The sequence below is a fragment of the Leptolyngbya sp. NIES-2104 genome, assembly GCF_001485215.1.
In the GTDB taxonomy this organism is placed as follows: domain Bacteria; phylum Cyanobacteriota; class Cyanobacteriia; order Leptolyngbyales; family Leptolyngbyaceae; genus Leptolyngbya.
Genome location: NZ_BBWW01000001.1, coordinates 2018703 through 2036526, shown reverse-complemented (window position 1 = coordinate 2036526; position 17824 = coordinate 2018703). Strand labels below are relative to the sequence as shown.

Sequence of the window (17824 nt, the reverse complement as noted above, 5' to 3'; positions counted from 1 at the left end):
TGTTGTTCATTGCGCTCACCCGCCCCGGAATAAAATTCGGGGCAAGTGATGCAGCAAACGATTACGTTTCAGACACTCTCTTAGTTCGGTTGTCCTTTGATGCGGATTAGTTCAGTCAGAATGCTTTCTAAACCTCCATTTACATTGATGTGTTCGATTTTCTCAGCAATGCGCTCTAACACTTCGAGTTCTTTTAGCCGCAGTGCCACCGGGTTATCTTCCATTACCTTTGCGGTGTTTAACATACTGCGAGTGGCAGCGGTTTCTTCCCGACGACGCACCACATTCGCCTGAGCTGCTTTCTCAGCTTCGACCACTTTTCCGAGAATCGCTTTGATTTCTCCAGGCAAGATAATGTCTTTGACTCCGATCGATTCCACTTCAATTCCGTAATCGACTACTTTAGCGCGAATGTAGTCGGAAATCGTCGTATCGATCGCACTTTTATCCTCTAGCAATTGATCGAGCGATCGCGTTCCGACCGCAGACCGTAAGCCGAATTGAAGCTCTTTGTATAAAAAGCCGGAAATATCGACTAGCGTTGTTTTTGCGCGAATCGGATCAGCAAATCGATAGCCTGCTGTGAGATTCAACCGCAGTGGAACTTTATCTTTGGTAAGGATTTCTTGCCCAGAGACTTCGATCGATTGCAGGCGAAGATCGAGCGATTCGGTTTTAATCGATCGACCAAATTTCCACCAAGTATGTGTTCCTGCCGTCAGTGGTTCTTGAAGCACACTATCGAGGTAGAGCAGTCCAATGTGCTGTGCTGGAACTTCTAATGTGTGCAGCGATTCGTGACTGAGCATTGATACCTCGATCGAGCCTGTGACTAGTTCTTTCACCAGTCGTACAGGTAGTTTCGGTTCGGCTTCAATGTCTACGATTTCAATTTCGACACCTTTCCAAAAGAGCTTGCGGCTTGAAGGGGGAACCAGTTCGATCGCTTTCGATTGATAGCGCACGATCGCAGTTTGATTGCTGCTTAGTTGCACTAACTCACAATAAGTTGTCACAAAGTCAGGATGCTGATCAATCAGGACATCGACTAAGGGAAACTGAGGATTCGGAACAATTTTGCTGAGCGATCGTACTTGAATTTTGCGGTTAAATGTCCAGAACGCATATTCTCCCGATTCGAGCGGACGCACAAAGTTATCTTGCACATAGAGCAAGCCAATTTCAGCTTCGGAAACTTGGATTTTTAGAAGATTGTCGATCGCAATTCCTCGGACTTGTTGAACTAATGCGATCGGGAGTTCAAGCTGTTGATCTAAGTTGAAACGGTGAACTTCTACTTCAGCAAACCCGCGCCAAAACGCCTTTAATTGATTCGGAGCGACACTAATCCACTGTTGTCCCGCTTTCACGAGCGCGACCTCATTGAACGCAGTTTGTACTACAACTAAGTGCGCCTCAAGTTCAGCACGATGCGATCGTAAAAGAAATTCTAAGTTGGGAATTTTCGCTTCGGGTTGAGCTAGATCGTAATTCACCACGCGCCAGCGAGTCGCCCACGAACGGCGATAGGTTCCGGGCTGTAGGATTTGCTGGAAATCATCGCGGTAGTATAAAACACCGCGATCGCTCTCTTTGATATAAAACGTTTTGAACATCGTCTATTGACCCGCTCGTCATACTACATATACTACATCAAAAATTGAAAACCCCACAAGATTTGTGTTCACAGATCCAGAGCGGGCGATCGCGCTCTGGACGCTGGATTAAGAGAGCCATCCCTCAGATACGCTGTGCTACGAACTGCAAGCAATTCAAAGCAGAGACATACTCAAGCGAAAAGGAAACGACGATCGCACAAGCCTTTCAACTGTTGCTGAATCGGGTTGATTCAGCCGAACACGAACCTTGCGGGGCAGTAGAGTAATGTGGAGTCGAACCACAGGGATTTCTCCCTTTACCAGAAGTGTCAGTTTGGCGAACTGCTGCCCGATAACCTAGGGCGGGGTGGTAGAAAGTGCAGGAGTTGAACCTGCATCCGATCGATGTTCAGTCGATTGCCTCTTCCGATTGGGCTAACTTTCGGGTGTTTGATACAGGACTCGAACCTGTAACGCATCGATTTCAGTCGATTGCTCTTCCAATTGAGCTAATCAAACAGCGGGTTAAATCTCTGGCACTGTGACACACGCTGGCATCGAATCGATCGCGTGACAGTTCGGCATTGAGAACCGAAACCGCTACAGAAACCTTTGTTTCTTCCCTATTGGAGACGCTAACACAAAAATCAAGGTTTGGAGATGAAATGAACCCAGAAATTACCATCTGGGATGCACAAACGCTCGATCATCGTATAGGAGTAGTGCAGCGACTCACCTTTGTTGTTGTTGCCGCTTGGATCGTTGAGGTCGTAGCCCCACCAAAACCATTCTCCATATGGATCGTGAACTGAAAAGCCGAGTTCGTCGTAGCCAACGACCGCAACAATGTGACCAAAATCGGTGAAATAGCCATGAATCACAACCGGATTGCTATCCGCTAACCAGGAGCGCACTTGTTCGATCGTGGCATCGGTTCTAAACTCATCGCGCATTCCATAGTCTTGAACAATCTTGACTAAATCATACGGATTGTGGCGACTGTAACCCCGACGAGTGGCATAGTTATACAGTTCATCCTCGAATTGTCCCGCCATTTCTTTGCGAGCGGCTCCAAGATAGCGCAAACACATCGCGATCGAGGTGACATTACAAGCGCCGTCTGGATTTAGAACATTGTCCCGCTGCGACTTGTAAGGAATTTCCAGCTTGATTTTGGCGGGAAGCGTGCGGGGGAAAACTTGCGTTTCGCGAAAAATCTTGACGTGCTTACCAAAGGCGTACCAGACATTCGTATCTTTGAATGTGTCTTTGCTGAAAAAGCAGCGGACATGACCTCGATCGATAGTATACGAATCAATTTGAAATTCTCGACCCGCTTCGATCGGTTGCTTTTGGTCTTCGGGCAGTTCAGACGATTGAATCGGTTTACGCTTGAGAACGGTATTGGTTTCAATTCGGAGGGTCAGCGGCATTGAGAGCATCCCTTACAGATTAACGACTGTTGTAAATTGCTTCCCTAGCATTCCCGATTTTTCCGAACAGCAACTTCGTGATTTTTCGGGAATAAAAATTGAAATTTACCCCGCTTCTCTTGCCTAAACGAGCACAGTACTGAATCATAAATAGGTTGGGTCGCTATCCTAGAAGGACGCGCTGTAAGGCTGAGGAAATATGAACGCAACCGTCGCTGAATTAAAAAATCGCTTGGAAGCCGCGTTGGTGTCGGCGTTTGGGGCTGAGTGGGCAGGAACCGACCCGATGCTGGTTCCAACAAGTAATCCGAAGTTTGGGGATTATCAGGCGAATGTGGCGATGTCGTTGGCGAAACGATTGGGTCAGCAGCCAAGAGCGATCGCACAACAAATTATGGAGAATTTGCAGATTGATGATCTGTGTGAAGCACCGTCGATCGCGGGTCCTGGATTCATTAATCTGACGCTGAAACCCGCTTATCTTCAGGCGCAATTGAGCGAAATGGCGGGTGATTCACGCTTAGGAATTCCACCTGTCAAAGATCCGAAAAAAGTGATTGTTGATTTCTCCAGTCCGAATATTGCGAAAGAAATGCACGTTGGACATTTGCGATCGACGATCATCGGTGATTCAATCTCCCGAATTCTAGAATTTCAAGGACACGACGTATTACGCCTCAACCATGTCGGAGATTGGGGCACTCAGTTCGGAATGTTAATCACCTATCTCAGAGAAGTTGCACCGGAAGCACTCACCACCGCAGATGCTCTAGATTTGGGTGATTTAGTAGCGTTTTATAAAAAGGCGAAACAGCGATTTGATGAAGATTCAGAGTTTCAGGAGAAATCGCGTCAAGAAGTAGTGCGATTGCAATCGGGTGCAGAAGATACTTTAAAGGCTTGGCGATTGTTATGTGATCAATCTCGTCGAGAATTTCAGATCATCTATGATCTGCTAGACATTCACATCACAGAACGGGGAGAGTCTTTTTACAATCCACTTCTGCCGCAAGTGGTCGAAGACTTAGAAAAATCTGGCTTGCTGGTAGAAGATCAAGGCGCGAAATGTGTGTTTCTCGAAGGCTTTACCAATCGTGAAGGTAATCCGTTGCCTTTGATTATTCAAAAGTCGGATGGGGGTTATAACTATGCGACGACTGATTTAGCAGCAATTCGGTATCGGGTACAGCAAGATCATGCCGATCGCTTAATTTACATTACCGATGCTGGACAAGCGAATCACTTTGCTCAAGTCTTCCAAGTTGCCCGTCGAGCGGGATGGATTCCCGATACGTTGGAAGTCGTTCATGTGCCGTTTGGATTGGTGCAGGGTGAGGATGGGAAGAAGTTAAAAACGCGATCGGGAGATACGGTTCGACTGCGGGATTTGCTAGATGAAGCGATCGATCGAGCAAAAGCCGATTTAGAAACTCAACTTGCAAACGACGATCGACATGAAACCGAAGATTTTATCAATCATGTTGCCAAAACGGTTGGTATTAGTGCTGTCAAATATGCTGACTTGAGCCAGAATCGTACCAGTAACTACATCTTCAGCTTCGATAAGATGTTGGCACTACGAGGCAATACAGCACCTTATATGTTGTATGCCTATGCTCGAATTCAAGGCATCAGTCGTAAAGGTGGCATTGATTTTAGTCAACTTGGTTCTAATGTTCAATTGGCGCTAGAACATGAAGCAGAGTTAGCTTTAGCAAAATATCTGCTCCAGTTTAGTACTGTTTTATCGGAAGTTGAGCAAGATCTATTTCCGAATCAGTTGTGTGATTATTTGTTCCAACTGAGTCAGAAATATAATGTGTTTTACGATCGTGTTCCTGTTCTACAAGCGGAAGAACCCTCTCGAACTTCTCGATTGGTATTGTGTGATTTGACAGCTAGAACTCTGAAGCTCGGATTATCGTTGCTGGGAATTCAGGTATTGGAGAGAATGTAAAATGACAACATTAGAGCAAGTTTTAACCGTTGTGAATCAGCTTTCAGAAATCGATAAACTGCGCCTAGTTCAACAGTTAATAGCAGAAATGGATTTGACGAAGTTAAGTCGATCACAGCCCTCGAAAATCTCCTCATTCGGAGTTTTGGCAAAACTTGGAAAGGCTCCCTCCAAATCAGAAATTAATCAAACTCGTCAAGAAATGTATGCGAATCTTGGCGAAAATTTATGATGCAAGCAGTTGCAGATTTTCAACAATGCTGATTCGGAAAGCGATCGACACCGACTTCACCTCAATCTGGACAATCTTCAAGACCGTGATCGAACCCGGTGATACCTATGTTTTCGCTCCCGATACGAGCCGCGAAGATGCGTTCTCCTACTGGTTTGGAGCAGGAGTCACAGCTTACGTCGCAGAAACAGCAGGTCAAATTGTCGGAATGTACAAGATAGTTCCGAATCAAAGAGATCTCGGATCGCATGTTGCGAATGCTAGTTTTATGGTTGATCCAAATTGTCACGGTCAAGGAATTGGCAAAGCAATGGGAATTCACTGCCTTCAAGAAGCAAAGCGGTTAGGGTACTTAGCGATACAGTTTAACTTTGTGGTGAGTACGAATCATGCCGCTGTTGCCTTGTGGCAGAAGCTAGGATTCTCGATCGTTGGAACCTTACCCAAATCATTTCATCACAAAACTCTTGGATACGTTGATGCTTATGTAATGTATCGCTTCTTAGATAATTAAGCCTCAACTTCTAAAGAGTCCACTGGATAAGCAACACAGCAAAGAGCATATCCCGCTTCTTGATCTGCGATCGATAATGCAGTCGGAGAAGTTTCATATCGAACTTCCCCTTTGCGAACTTTGACTTTACACATTCCACAAGCCCCTGCCCGACAAGCATGGCGGATCTGTACTCCTGCTTGTTCTGCAATTTCTAAAATCGGAGTATCATGCTCGATCAAGACTTGCTGGTCTGACTCAGTAAAGTGAAGGATGGAAGCCGAATTCTTTTGAGTAGAACCTTTTCCATTGCGCTCAACCTGGATAGTGGGTTTAAGTGATTGACCCCCAAAGCTTTCCTCCTGATAGTTCTGCATGGGAAATCCAATGCTCTCTAACAGAGTGCGAATGCTTTGCATAAACTGTTCTGAGCCGCACACGTAAACGGAGCGATCGAGCAAATCGGGTACAACGATCGACAGCATCGATTCAGAAATCCGCCCGATTAGACCCATCCAAGCTTGATGAGTTCGAGTCATCGTGACCGCAAGGCGCAAATTTGGCATCTGATCCGCGATCGCTTCAAGCTCTTTTCGGAAGATAATATCCTCCGGAGTTGCAGCACTATGAAGAAACGTAATATCACAATCCGATAAGGTATCTTGCAGCCAGCGCAACATGGACATCATCGGTGTGATACCACTTCCCGCAGAGATGAACAGTAGCTTTTTTGGAACATTCGGCACACAGGTAAAGCGACCCATTGCACCACCGATGAGCTTAACGCGATCGCCAATTTTAAGATGATCCTGTAGCCAGTTAGAAACCAGCCCGCCAGGAACACGTTTGACTGTGATGCTCAGATGATACGGACGAGTCGGAGACGAAGAAATCGAGTAAGGGCGGATGATCGTTTGATTGTCGATCGTGACTTCGATGTTGACAAACTGACCGGGTAAGTACGCAAACTGAATCGCAGGTTCAGCGACAAAACAAAAGGTTTTCACATCCGGTGTTTCGTTAATGATGCGACAACAGCGACAAACGAGATTTTCATTGTTCCAAGATTGGTTAGAAGGCTCGATCGACATTACATCAGTTAGAGGAGTGAGTTCTTCAACGTGCAAGAACGTTTCTCCAAGCTGAAGTAAATCACCAAGTTGAAGTTGACGCGGTTCTTCCACAGGAATAATCTCACCATTTAAGACAGATCCAGATGCACTGCCGACATCAACAAAGTAGTAGGAACTATCTAGATAAACAATCCGTCCATGAACTCGGCTGACTTCGGGACTCGCAAGCACCAGATCACAAGTCGTATGCCGTCCGATGACCCATTCGGTTTGTTCGGGGTGAGATTTTTCAAGCTGATGAATCTGGAATTCTCGTTGCTCAAAGTTTACTGATTTTAGTGTCAACATGGGGCATCGCCTCTTTTATCCTGAACAGCGAGATTATTGATTAAAGCGTTTGGAAGGTTTCGCGATCGTTCGTGCCACCGTGGTCGCAGTGTGAAGTTCTGCTACAGGAGGCTGTGCAGCAGATAAAATTTCTGGACTGTGCAGCGCGATCGCTTCGATCGTCGAGAAATGTTCAGCATCAGTAATCTGAAGTTCTTGTCTCAGTTGACGGCAAAACTCAAAGCTGCCAGAAGCGGTTACTGTTTGTTGTCGCAGTAAATCGAGAACAACATCACTATAAGTTTGTAGTCGAACTTGTTGCGAAACGCCTTGCAGTACTTTAACCAGCGTATAGATTTCATCGGGGGTCAGTTCATCGATCGATCGACCTTCTAGCAAACTCCGATCGATCGGGAGCTTCTGAAGTTGTTTTCGCAAGCTGATTGCCATGTTCTCCCGCTCGTATTGGCTGCGAGTCCGGCGCAGAGTGCGGTAGAGCCAAAGTGAACCCACCAGAACAATCAATGCGTTGAACGCTAATAAAGGATACGTTGGCAATCGATTCAGAGAAGGACGCGCACCATAAGAGAAAAATGTCCAGAATGACGCGATCGTAAAAATCGTAAAAGCTAAATGCTGAGCTTGTTCTTTAGAAATCGTTCGACCTTTGTGAGTTGGAAGTTTGCGGCAGAACTTTTCTAAGATCATTCCTAAGCTGAATGTGATCGCAATCAGAACAGCAAAAGTGATGAAAACTGCGATCGCTTTTGGAATCGGGATCGCATGATGATAAAGATAAAAGCCTATGTCCAAGACATTTTTAACCTGATCATCCTCGTGTGTCCATGCGCCCGTAAAATAGTAATCCCAGTTTCCGGCATAAAGGAAATAGTAGAGATAAAATGCAATCACCATGCCTAAATATCCGTACTGCACCAGTCTACGACCTGGTTTATTCAACTCAGTCCAATAGCTTTTTTCTGCATCAATATCAAGGCAAGCCGCTTTACAACCCACACAGGCACTTTGTTCTCGATTCGTCTGAGAATCAACAGTACGGCACATCGATTGCGTGATAGCAGATGCAGGTCTGAGATGATTTTGGCTACCAAAGAGCGATCGAGGTCCGGTATAAACCATCTGCACCGGAGCCATCGGACAGAAATACTGACACCAGCTTTTCCCAGCATACAAATAACCGATCAGCATCGCACAGCAAATGGTAGCAAGCAGGAATACTCCTAGCGAAAAGCGATCGGAGTTCACATAGAGAATTCGTAGTCCTAAGCCGAGAACAAATAGCCCAAACTGAACATAGAGATGATTTCGTCCGAGCCAGGACTGCTCACTAATGGTGACGACTTCGCGCCGCATTTCTCCAGTGGTACGATCGACCACTTTTCGCCGTCGTTGAATTCCTAACGCACGTGGCACTTGAGAAAGGAACGACAGCGGACAAATTCGCCGCCAGAATTCGTGCCCCAACACTAACAAGATAAAGATCCCACAAGGAACAATCATCGCCCACCAAATCAAAGCACTCATTGAGAACGAAGATTGTGGTAGGCAAGTTTCTCGAACTTTAATGCACTGTTGCAGGTTTACATGAAATGGACTGGCGAGATTTCCAGGATCAGTGAATGCGGGTGTGATGGGGTCGTAGAACAGCGATGCGATTAACAATAGCCAGCCGAGCGTCAACAACCAGCGAACGCGGTGCATGGTCTTTTCGGGAACTTGATGCAGCATAGAGTTTTGCCTCTTGGAGCAGTACATAGCAATGAGAAGTCAGGGGTAATACCCAATCAATCTGTTGATGCGATAGATTCTTCGCCCCCTAAATTCCCATTTTGAGAAACTTTGAATCGTAGAAAGAACATTGCTAATTGATCAAACGCTGTTAGAGGGTGTTTGAAAAGTATAGAAAGTCTCTTCGCTTCGATTGCCTCCCGCCCTGAAATGGAATTTCGGGCTAATCGTGGAAAGTCTACTGAAGTAGACTGGGAGCCAGTTTCAGTTTCTTAGTCCTTGGCAAAGGACTTTCACCGATTAGCCCGAAATTCATTTCAGGGCGGGGCGTTGTAACGAACGACAACTTTTCAAACATCCTCTTAGTGAATTTGCCAGAAGCGTAACCGTTGATCTGCATTCCAACTCACGAGGTAGTCATGAGCTGGGCTAAATGCGACGTTCTTTGGATTGTCCAGCTTACCCGTCTCTTGCATCACAAGCTGTCCATCTTTTGGAATCCAAGCGCGAATACTCCCGTTACTATGAACTGTCATAATGTTGCGCTTACATTTAGACACTAAAATTGAGTTGGCAGATGCTTCTGGTAGCACTTGGGCAAGCGTTTCACGCTTTAAATCCCACATCATTCCTCGGTCTTTACCAAAGCTAATGAGGGTGTGATCATTGACGATCTGTAGTCCTACAATCTCGTCAGTGTGTCCGGAGAATGTACGATCGACTTGTCCATCTCGGAGATTCCAAACTTGAAGCTTGCGATCGCGGCTTGCAGTGATCAGTTTGTCAGAAATAGCTGGATAAGCGATCGCGCTCACTTCTGATGCAGGAGAATTGAGCGTTCTAATCAAGGTGCCTGTTTGTAGATTCCATTGACGAACTGTTCTGTCTTTACTACTACTGGTCACTATTTTGAGATCCGGACTAATTGCGATCGCAATCACAGATTTTTTATGCCCTGTAAATTGTTGCAGCAATCGACCCCGATTGATATCCCAAAGCTGAAGTGTACCATCTTCGCGACCACTCACTAAAAATCTACTATCTGAACTAATCACGAGTGTTGTAATCGGAACTCGATCATTTGCCAGAGTTGCCGTTTGCTTGCCATCCGGTAACGACCATAACTGTAATCGACGATCGACACCCACACTGACCATCACTTGCTTATTTGGAGCAATGAGTAATCGATCGATCCCGGATTTCATGGACAATTCGCGCAGCATCGTTAAATGGTTCTCTGTCTGTGGAATAATCTGCTGTTCGAGTTGTGAGATTGCGCTTTTCGCTTGTTCACCATAGTTCTGATTTAACTTAGGGATCTGTGAGATCAGAGCACCGCAAAATAGCGCCGCACTCATCGGTAAGAGCACTTTTTGGACAGTGCGTAGACGATTCGGTCGAGGTCGTTGAGAGATACGCCATTGTTTCAAATCAGCTAATACTTCAGAAGCGTCTTGATAGCGATCGCTGACTCGACTTCGCACTAAACGGTTCAGAATCATCATTAAACTAGCTGGAAGAGAGGTCTTTAGGTAATGCTGCCAGTCGAGTTCTCCCGAAATTAAGTCTTGTTTGAACTGTCGGGGATCAGCTTTTGTTAATAAATGAATCATCAAGATTCCCAACGCATAGAGATCACTGCTGATTTGAGGCATTCCTAAGCATTGTTCATCGGGAATATAGCCAGGAGTTCCGAGCAGAGCAGGTTGCTGAGTTGCATTGGTTTTAGAAGCTGCACCGAAGTCAATCAACACAATCTTACTGTCTCGGCGGCGGTAAATTAGATTGCTGGGCGTAATATCACAGTGAATTACACCGTGAGAATGAATGTAGCTCAGGACGGGGAGCAATTGTAGGAGAAGCGCGATCGCTTTTTTCGGACTAAATGGCTTTGGCGAGTTCACCCAAGCGGCGAGTGTATCACCTTCAATGTATTCCTGTACAAGGTAAGTCGAATCCTGCTCATGAGCGTAAGCAAACAGCGTCGGAATCTGAGCATAATTCTGTCCAAGCTGTCCGAGCAAATGGGCTTCTGCTTCAAAGAGTTGACGAGCGGTTTCGATTGAAAGTTTGCTTTGTACAGGAAGTCTAAGCTGTTTCACCACACAGAGAGGATGCTGAGGAAGATACTTATCACGAGCTAGATAAGTCTCGCTAAATCCTCCTGTGCCTAGTTTCTCCAGAATGAGGTAACGCCCGGTTAAGAGTTGCCCAATCATAATTCATCAGCCTCAATGCACAATGCTGAGATGCACAATTCATTTATTGCAAAACGGGTCGAGCAAGTTGCTCGATCGTCAATTTAAAGCAGTTCTAAACTTTGTCGCAGCGTAACGTGCGATTCAGCGAAGTCGTAAGGTTTCTAAATCCGTTTACAAACACTGTGGCGACTTAAAGTGGAGTCGTGAATAAAGTGTCGCTTAAGCTTGGGTGAATGATAGTTAATGGTGAGATGCTGGCATAGATTATAACCACTGATGCCGCGCTTGACTAGATATTCTGCGAGATTTGCCTTAGAAAAATCATTAAATTAATTAGAACTGCATCCTAAAGTTAGGTTCTAATTAAATTCTTGAGCTAAAAAAGTAGAATTACTTATCGAGATGATTTCTAGAAGATGTGACACTCCGTAAAGTGTCACAATGCTTGATTATGATTGAGCCATAATCCTTGAGTCTAAAACTGTTAAATCAGGGCAATCGCGCCAAACTGGGGCGATTTCGCAAACATCATTCAACTGAATGCTTCCACACTCCTCTATGATTCAGGAGTCTGTATTAGTGCGGGTGTAACTGCCAGAGCGTTCCTCGATCGAGGCAACCTAACTCAAGTGAGTGCAACTGAATCGAGTCAACAACACTATATTTCGTAGCGTTTTATCCAGACTCACCCCATTGCAAAACGACGATACTGGCACAGCATTACAATGATCTCACCATTTTGGAAAGCTTCTGAGCTTCAAACTCATCAACTGACCGCGTTTCTAGAGCGATCGCTAAAACCGATTTGCGTTTACAACGATCGAGGCGAAAGAGTTTACATCAGCCAAAGCTTCTTAAATCTGCTACAAACTCAAGCAAATCAAGCTAACTTTTTCGATTGTTTTCGGTCTGAATTTCGCTCGAAATTAGCGAAATTTTGGCAGCGAGCTTCGCAAGGAGAAGCCGTTCAATTCACAATTGAGATGAAAGACGTAAAGGAGACTTTAGAATGTTCCCTAGAATTTGATCAAAATTCAAAATTAATGTTTTTGACAATCGAAAAGAGCGACACTCGTAATCTTACTGAAGCCTACGAGAAAGCAATTTTACAATCGGCACATCTGAACCTTGCAACTGCATTAATTAATTTAAGCGGAGATGTGATTCAGTGTAATGAAAACCTACTGAATTTACTGGGAGCAGATACACAAGAAGCGATTAATCTTGAAGAATTTGTGCACCCAGAAGATCGAAGCAGCGATGAGCAGTCAAAGCGGAATTTACTGGACGGATTGATTGGGTTTTACACGATCGAGAAACGGCTGATTACTAAAAACAATGGAATGATTTGGGTGAATCTGAGTGTTTCATCGATCGAAGTCTTGACGAAGCCATCTGAATCCCAATTTTTCGCCGTGATATTAGAAGATATTACCGAGAATAAAAAGATATACAGCACACTGGTCAGAACCGAAGAAAAATGGAAAACGCTATTCTTAAATAGCCCTTATTTATTTATTCAAACTAGTTACAGCGGACAAATTATTTACATCAGTCCTGCGGTAGAAAGCCTCTTGGGATATCAATCTGAGGAATTGCTCGGTCGCCAAATTAAAGAGCTAATTCATCCCACTAATTTAAATGAAATTGATCTGGCTTTGCAATTGTGGAGCAACAATATTCAGACGAACCCGTCTGGAGTTGAATGGTGGTGGAGAGCCAAATCCAATCGATGGGTCGCGCTGGCGATTCAGGGTCAACGATTTCCCTCAACGCTGGAGATGGATGGGGTCATGATGAGCGGTCATAATATCACCGATCGTAAAGCGTTAGAAATTGAACTAAGAGAGAATGAGGAGAAATTTAGATCGCTGATTGTTAACAGTATGGGTGTGGCATTTCGATGTGATTCTAGTTACATGATGCAGTTTGTTAGCGACAAAATTCAAGCAATTACTGGATATCCAGCCTCGGTCTTTGTCAACAATCAAATCCGATCTTATTTGAGCATTGTGCATCCCGATGACATTATTATTTTGAAAGATTCGTTAATGCGAACGATCCTCGATCGCCATCCGCATTCCATTGAGTATCGAATCATCGATGCGAATGGTGCAATTCGCTGGGTGACTGAACGAAAGCAAGGAATTTTTAATCAAAATGGCTACCTATTGTGTTTAGATGGACTGCTATTAGAGATGAGCGATCGAGAACCGATTAAAGCTGAGCTATCTGATTAGAAACGTGTCAAAAATATCACACATCATCTAATTGATTAAAAGTCAGAAATGATTCACATTCTGGCTTTTTTTGCGTGATGTTTATTATTTGCCTCTCATCAAGCCTTCATAAATCAGTCCTCATCTTCGTCTAATCTTTTATCGAACCCCCCTAGATTTAGAAAGCTTTAGGATAAAATGAGTTTATTGCAAACGAAATGGTTTGTAATGTGAGCGATTTGACCAACAAGTTGCTGACAGATTGTTAGTTCCCTAGTGCTTTGCCCCAACCATTCATTCGCCTTAACTATGAGTCGTGAAGTTCCCGAAGCGGACATTGAAGAGCGGCTGACAAACGCAACAATTAAGCCAGAAGTTGATGCGGCGAACGAGGAACTTCTTCAGTCTGGACTTGATGCGGAAGACTCAACCTCGAATTCAACTGCCCTGCTGAGCCAGGCAGCCCAGCTTTCACCTAAAGCTAAAGTCGCTTTAATCCGCAAGCTCATTGCCCAGCTTGAATCCGATCACATTCAAGCGATCGTTGAATTTGGACTAAAAGAAATCGGCAGTCGGCATCGCCCCGGAACCAGTGCGATCGAACACAATACCCGTCTGTTGCTCAAAAAAGACTACAGCTATCAAACACGCGGACTCACCGAGCCGACGCAATACTTTGTGTATCTGAGACGACGAAAACCAAAGCTCGATCGATATATCGGCGCATTGTTCCACGTTCCTCAAGGCTGTACATTGTCTTACTTTCTTGACACAGAAGAACGCTTGATCTTTAATCCACCGTATAACGTTTTTGAACTTCGAGATAGCAAAACTCCTGGTCTAGTCCAAACGGTTCGCCTGATTTGTCTAGAGCCGCCTCCACCCGATTACACCTTTGATAAACAGCAAAATGATGTTCCCGATATTCAACTCCATTTAGAGTATCTCAACCCCCAAACCTATCAACCACTCTCTAAGCAAACTTATCCCTTTCCGAAATGTATGTACGAGGGCGGCGAACTCGATCGCTATCGCTGGGAAGTCAAAGCGATCGAGCTTTCCCCCGAACTCTCTGTGTCATCTCGTGGCGCTCTGCCGACCTCGGTGGCTGAACCGCTACCGACCGTTGATTCGTCGCCTAACTTCGATATGGAAGCGCCGTCACGCCCAGAGTCGATCGCTTCACCGTTTCCCAATGAAGGGATTTCAGATGAGCCGCAGCGTCGAGTATTGGAAGTACAGCCAAAACTCTTGACCTTTCACCTGTCGAATCAAAGTGATGCAGACGGCATTCTAAAGCGGATTCGGTTGTGGGTGGCTTGGAGCGAGAAAGCAATGCCCCAATCAAGGTGGGAAATTCATCAAGATGCGGGAAGCTACACCTTGATGAATGCTCGATTTAAGCGGCGAATTTTGCGGTTTACGCCTGAATCAGGCACGATCGTATTAGAAAACTCTCTGCCTGTTTTGATGCGATGGTTTCATGATTTGAGCTTAGCAGTGTCTCAGTCGCAAAATCGAAGACAATACAGTGCAGCACAGTTAAAACTTGCACATACGCTGTTTATTGAGATGAGTTTGCCGCAGACTGATCCAGCGATCGTGTTAAAAAAGCTGTTCGGCGTTGATTTTTCCAAAGCTGCAAAAACTTAACACACGGGTATACAGCATCTCGATCCAATGCTTCAATAGGGAGGTTCTTGAGAATTCAAGAATTGAAATGACCGAAACTGTATCAAGTGGAGGATTTTCGATGCAAATGGTTGCAATCTCCCAAACGGCTTTAACGACGATCGCAGGTGAACCCGCCGTTCCGTTAGCTGCAATGCCCAAAAGCTGGCAGCGGATCGCCGCAGGAAGCTGGATGAGCGAACCGCGTGTGTATACCGCAATGGCGCAAGTTTTTCTAGCAAAGAATCAACAAGGCAGCATTCTTTTTACAGAGCGCTCCGACAGTCAGCATCTCAAGAATGCGTACTGTGAAGGAAATGGACGATTAGCCTGGGAAGCCGTCACCCATTTCGGGGAGGCATTTTTACCAGAAAACTATCCAGATATTGAGCAAATTCGTGCAGCGGTTTATACCCGCGACACTCAGCAGAAAGAATGCACTGCATTAGTTGAGATTGTCAGTGCTCTGTTTGATGAACTGGGCTACGATGTTCCTGCGACTTTCTATTGGACATTTTTGCATCCGCTAAAACGATCGAACTTGTTTGAAGTCCGATCGTTTCGCTTTAGTGAGCAAGATCTTGATGTTGCTCGTAAGTTCGATGCGATTTTACATGGTGGCTATGTGTCGATGCTGAGAAGATTGATCGACAGTATTTCAAGTCAGCATGGTTACTTCTTTGAGCATGGCTGTGGTTGCGAAAGTCATTTAGCCAAGCTGAACACATGTGATTCACCCTTTCACTATACGATTCCTAGTGAAGCTCGAAGAAAGACGCTGCGGGCGTTTTTCTGGAGTGTGATGGAGGAATACTTGTTGTTTGAACTGCGATCGGCAACCCGATTAGTTTATGCAGATCACTTAGATCTGTAAGCACCCAATGGAATGCAGGTTAGAGATCGCCTGCATTCCGGTAAATTTGCCATTCGTTACTATTGCGGTAGAGCAAAGAACCGCGATCGGTAATACAGATCGCAACAGACGCATCTTTGCAAGGTCCGCGAAAGAGCGTTGCTTGATCCTGTGAAGAGCCGCTTAAATCATGCTGATTGCAGGTAATTCGCTCTTCAACGACGATGAATATTTTCTCGATCGTTTCACAATAAGCTTGAATCGCTGCAAGACTGATTCTAATTTCTGCTACACAGTCTTGTGTCGGTAGAGTCTTGGCAAATTCCAGCGCAGCATGAATTTTCTGGCTGAGTGTTTGCGCTTTGGTTGAGACTGGCTTTTCAAGTGCTCGAATCATTGTTGCTCCGTTCGTTTGACAGTTTGAAGAAATGGTGAGCACCCTGATCCTCTCCGTCAACTGGATCGGCACATTAATGCCCGATCGCACAATGCACAGTGCAGATCAGGTACATTGCAGCCGCGAAAACTGGAACGAAAATTAGAGATTGTAGAGAGCGATATCGAAGTCTAGCCATTTCTCTTTCCTTGGGAGAAGTGAACAATATTAAGGTCGAACCGTTACAGAAACTTTGAGTTCAAAAGGCGCGAAGCTTTGATCCTTGGCTTGCCCTGTTAGAATCACGGTATAAGCCCCTGCCATCGGAAATGTGATTGCAGTGCGAATCGCTTCATGACCTTTTTGGTGACCCTCGATCGGCTTTGTCGAAAGCGGTAACTGTTTCGCGATCGCTCGATTTTGCGAATCATACACTGCAACCTGACAATCACAATTCGCTGGGGAAATCATTTCTCCACCATTCCGCATCAACATAAACCAAGTTTCCGATGGCTTGTTTGCGTAAGGAAGATCATTCGGATCAAAATGAACCATGACCGCAACATTGTTATTGCTGATCAGTTTCTGATGAGCACTTGAATTCGGAACCGCGATCGATGCGATCGCGATTCCACCGACTGTTAAGCCGAGAATGGGCAGGATTTTATTCATGACACTTTCCTTATGGGGCACGAGTCGCAATGGTTTTGACTGGTTCGGATTGAGGCAGCATTGGAGCATCTTCGATCGCAATTTTTAGCAAAGCTGGATCAGGTTCATACCGATTGACCATGGCTTGCTGTAACAATTCCTGCACAGGCAAACTGTGATAAAGCGGTGTTCCCTCTAAAGCTTTGATTGCATTGATCGTGCCTTGCCAATCTTCAGCAGATTTCGCGGACTTCGCTTGATTCAACAATTGAGCTTGTTTTTTCCATTGCTGTTTGAGTTCCACGCCGCGATCGTGCCATTGACTCGATTCGGGAATCTTGTCGATTAGCGCGATCGAGGTTGTGACTTCGGCTTGCTGGAAATGATTCGTCGCTTGTCGAACCAGTTCTTTTGACCAATCTTCCTCAAGCTGTTGAGCCACTTCATAGTGCTGACTGTTCTTGGGAATGCTCGCGACTGTCTCAACTGCCGCCGTTAATTGATCGCGACTCGCAGCAGATTGAGCACGATTGAGTAACTGAGAGTAAGTGGTTTCAACTTCTTTCGGTAACTCGGTCGGCTGTTTGTTGACTTGGAGTTTTTCCAGTTCGCTCCATTGCGGTTTGGAATTGGCTTCTGGAGCGAGATTAATCGGTTGAACTTCGGTCGATCGACAATTGTTCTTTGCATCAGAACCTTTGTCACAGGACGGAGCCGGGGTTTCTGATCCTGTGGCTTCTAGAGCAGTGTTGATCAACAGTGTAGAACAAAGAACCATACTGCTGCTGGCGAGGATTCTCACATTCGTCGATCGTAGATTGAACCGCGATCGACGATGTTTAGACCGAATGGTTCTGGTGGAATAAACCGGGTTATTAGTTGAAAGTGTCAAGGCTCAATATCTCCTTAAAGGAACAACACGCATCACTGTGAATCGAACTAGGGCGAGCTTTAAAGCTTCTTCGCTCCGATTCTGCCTCGCCCTGAAATG

14 protein-coding genes and 2 tRNA genes are annotated in these 17824 nt (G+C 45.3%); 6 read left to right on the top strand and 10 right to left on the bottom strand.

Annotated elements, in window-relative coordinates:
- Nucleotides 1-80: 80 nt before the first annotated feature.
- From NIES2104_RS09390 to NIES2104_RS09375, 4 genes are all read right to left on the bottom strand, one after another.
- Nucleotides 81-1616, bottom strand: coding sequence for a slipin family protein (locus tag NIES2104_RS09390; RefSeq protein WP_058997913.1), 1536 nt, complete (start codon nt 1614-1616; stop codon nt 81-83).
- 350 nt (nt 1617-1966) lie between these two features.
- Nucleotides 1967-2043: transfer RNA gene (locus NIES2104_RS09385), tRNA-Phe, on the bottom strand.
- A gap of 2 nt (nt 2044-2045) precedes the next feature.
- A tRNA-OTHER gene (locus NIES2104_RS09380) sits at nt 2046-2117 on the bottom strand.
- A gap of 128 nt (nt 2118-2245) precedes the next feature.
- Nucleotides 2246-3031, bottom strand: coding sequence for a C39 family peptidase (locus NIES2104_RS09375; protein ID WP_058997911.1), 786 nt, complete (start codon nt 3029-3031; stop codon nt 2246-2248).
- Nucleotides 3032-3230: 199 nt separating this feature from the next.
- Between NIES2104_RS09375 and argS the strand changes: the two genes are divergently transcribed.
- Genes argS through NIES2104_RS09360 form a run of 3 tightly spaced genes read left to right on the top strand, consistent with a single transcriptional unit; the run spans nt 3231 to nt 5734 of the window.
- Nucleotides 3231-4988, top strand: a complete 1758-nt coding sequence (argS, locus tag NIES2104_RS09370) for an arginine--tRNA ligase (RefSeq protein ID WP_058997909.1) — start codon at nt 3231-3233, stop codon at nt 4986-4988.
- A 1-nt stretch (nt 4989) separates the two neighbouring features.
- Nucleotides 4990-5220: a hypothetical protein gene (locus tag NIES2104_RS09365; RefSeq protein ID WP_058997907.1), complete on the top strand. Its 231-nt coding sequence runs from the start codon at nt 4990-4992 to the stop codon at nt 5218-5220.
- Between the two features lie 25 nt (nt 5221-5245).
- Nucleotides 5246-5734, top strand: a complete 489-nt coding sequence (locus tag NIES2104_RS09360; RefSeq protein WP_059001641.1) for a GNAT family N-acetyltransferase — start codon at nt 5246-5248, stop codon at nt 5732-5734.
- Here NIES2104_RS09360 and NIES2104_RS09355 read toward each other — a convergent pair.
- The 3 genes from NIES2104_RS09355 to NIES2104_RS09345 form a co-directional block, all read right to left on the bottom strand.
- Nucleotides 5731-7134 carry an FHA domain-containing protein gene (locus NIES2104_RS09355; protein ID WP_058997905.1) on the bottom strand — a complete coding sequence of 468 codons (1404 nt, stop codon included), beginning with the start codon at nt 7132-7134 and terminating at the stop codon, nt 5731-5733. The genes NIES2104_RS09360 and NIES2104_RS09355 overlap by 4 nt on opposite strands.
- A 33-nt stretch (nt 7135-7167) precedes the next feature.
- The gene (locus tag NIES2104_RS09350) at nt 7168-8862 is read right to left on the bottom strand and encodes a hypothetical protein (RefSeq protein ID WP_058997903.1); all 1695 of its coding nucleotides are present in this window, start codon (nt 8860-8862) and stop codon (nt 7168-7170) included.
- A gap of 362 nt (nt 8863-9224) precedes the next feature.
- Entirely contained in the window at nt 9225-11081 is a 1857-nt protein-coding gene (locus tag NIES2104_RS09345) for a serine/threonine-protein kinase (RefSeq protein ID WP_058997901.1), read from the bottom strand.
- A 707-nt stretch (nt 11082-11788) separates the two neighbouring features.
- Here NIES2104_RS09345 and NIES2104_RS09340 point away from each other — a divergent pair.
- From NIES2104_RS09340 to NIES2104_RS09330, 3 genes are all read left to right on the top strand, one after another.
- Nucleotides 11789-13303 carry a PAS domain S-box protein gene (locus NIES2104_RS09340; RefSeq protein WP_058997899.1) on the top strand — a complete coding sequence of 505 codons (1515 nt, stop codon included), beginning with the start codon at nt 11789-11791 and terminating at the stop codon, nt 13301-13303.
- 288 nt (nt 13304-13591) lie between these two features.
- The gene (locus NIES2104_RS09335; RefSeq protein WP_058997896.1) at nt 13592-14935 is read left to right on the top strand and encodes a hypothetical protein; all 1344 of its coding nucleotides are present in this window, start codon (nt 13592-13594) and stop codon (nt 14933-14935) included.
- Nucleotides 14936-15002: 67 nt separating this feature from the next.
- The gene (locus NIES2104_RS09330; RefSeq protein ID WP_058997894.1) at nt 15003-15827 is read left to right on the top strand and encodes a hypothetical protein; all 825 of its coding nucleotides are present in this window, start codon (nt 15003-15005) and stop codon (nt 15825-15827) included.
- 19 nt (nt 15828-15846) lie between these two features.
- Here NIES2104_RS09330 and NIES2104_RS09325 read toward each other — a convergent pair whose 3' ends face one another.
- From NIES2104_RS09325 to NIES2104_RS09315, 3 genes are all read right to left on the bottom strand, one after another.
- Entirely contained in the window at nt 15847-16203 is a 357-nt protein-coding gene (locus NIES2104_RS09325) for a hypothetical protein (RefSeq protein WP_059001640.1), read from the bottom strand.
- A 207-nt stretch (nt 16204-16410) separates the two neighbouring features.
- A complete protein-coding gene (locus tag NIES2104_RS09320) occupies nt 16411-16854 on the bottom strand; it encodes a hypothetical protein (protein ID WP_058997892.1) in 444 nt (147 codons plus the stop codon).
- A gap of 10 nt (nt 16855-16864) precedes the next feature.
- Nucleotides 16865-17725 carry a hypothetical protein gene (locus NIES2104_RS09315; protein ID WP_156426909.1) on the bottom strand — a complete coding sequence of 287 codons (861 nt, stop codon included), beginning with the start codon at nt 17723-17725 and terminating at the stop codon, nt 16865-16867.
- Between the last annotated feature and the right edge of the window lie 99 nt (nt 17726-17824).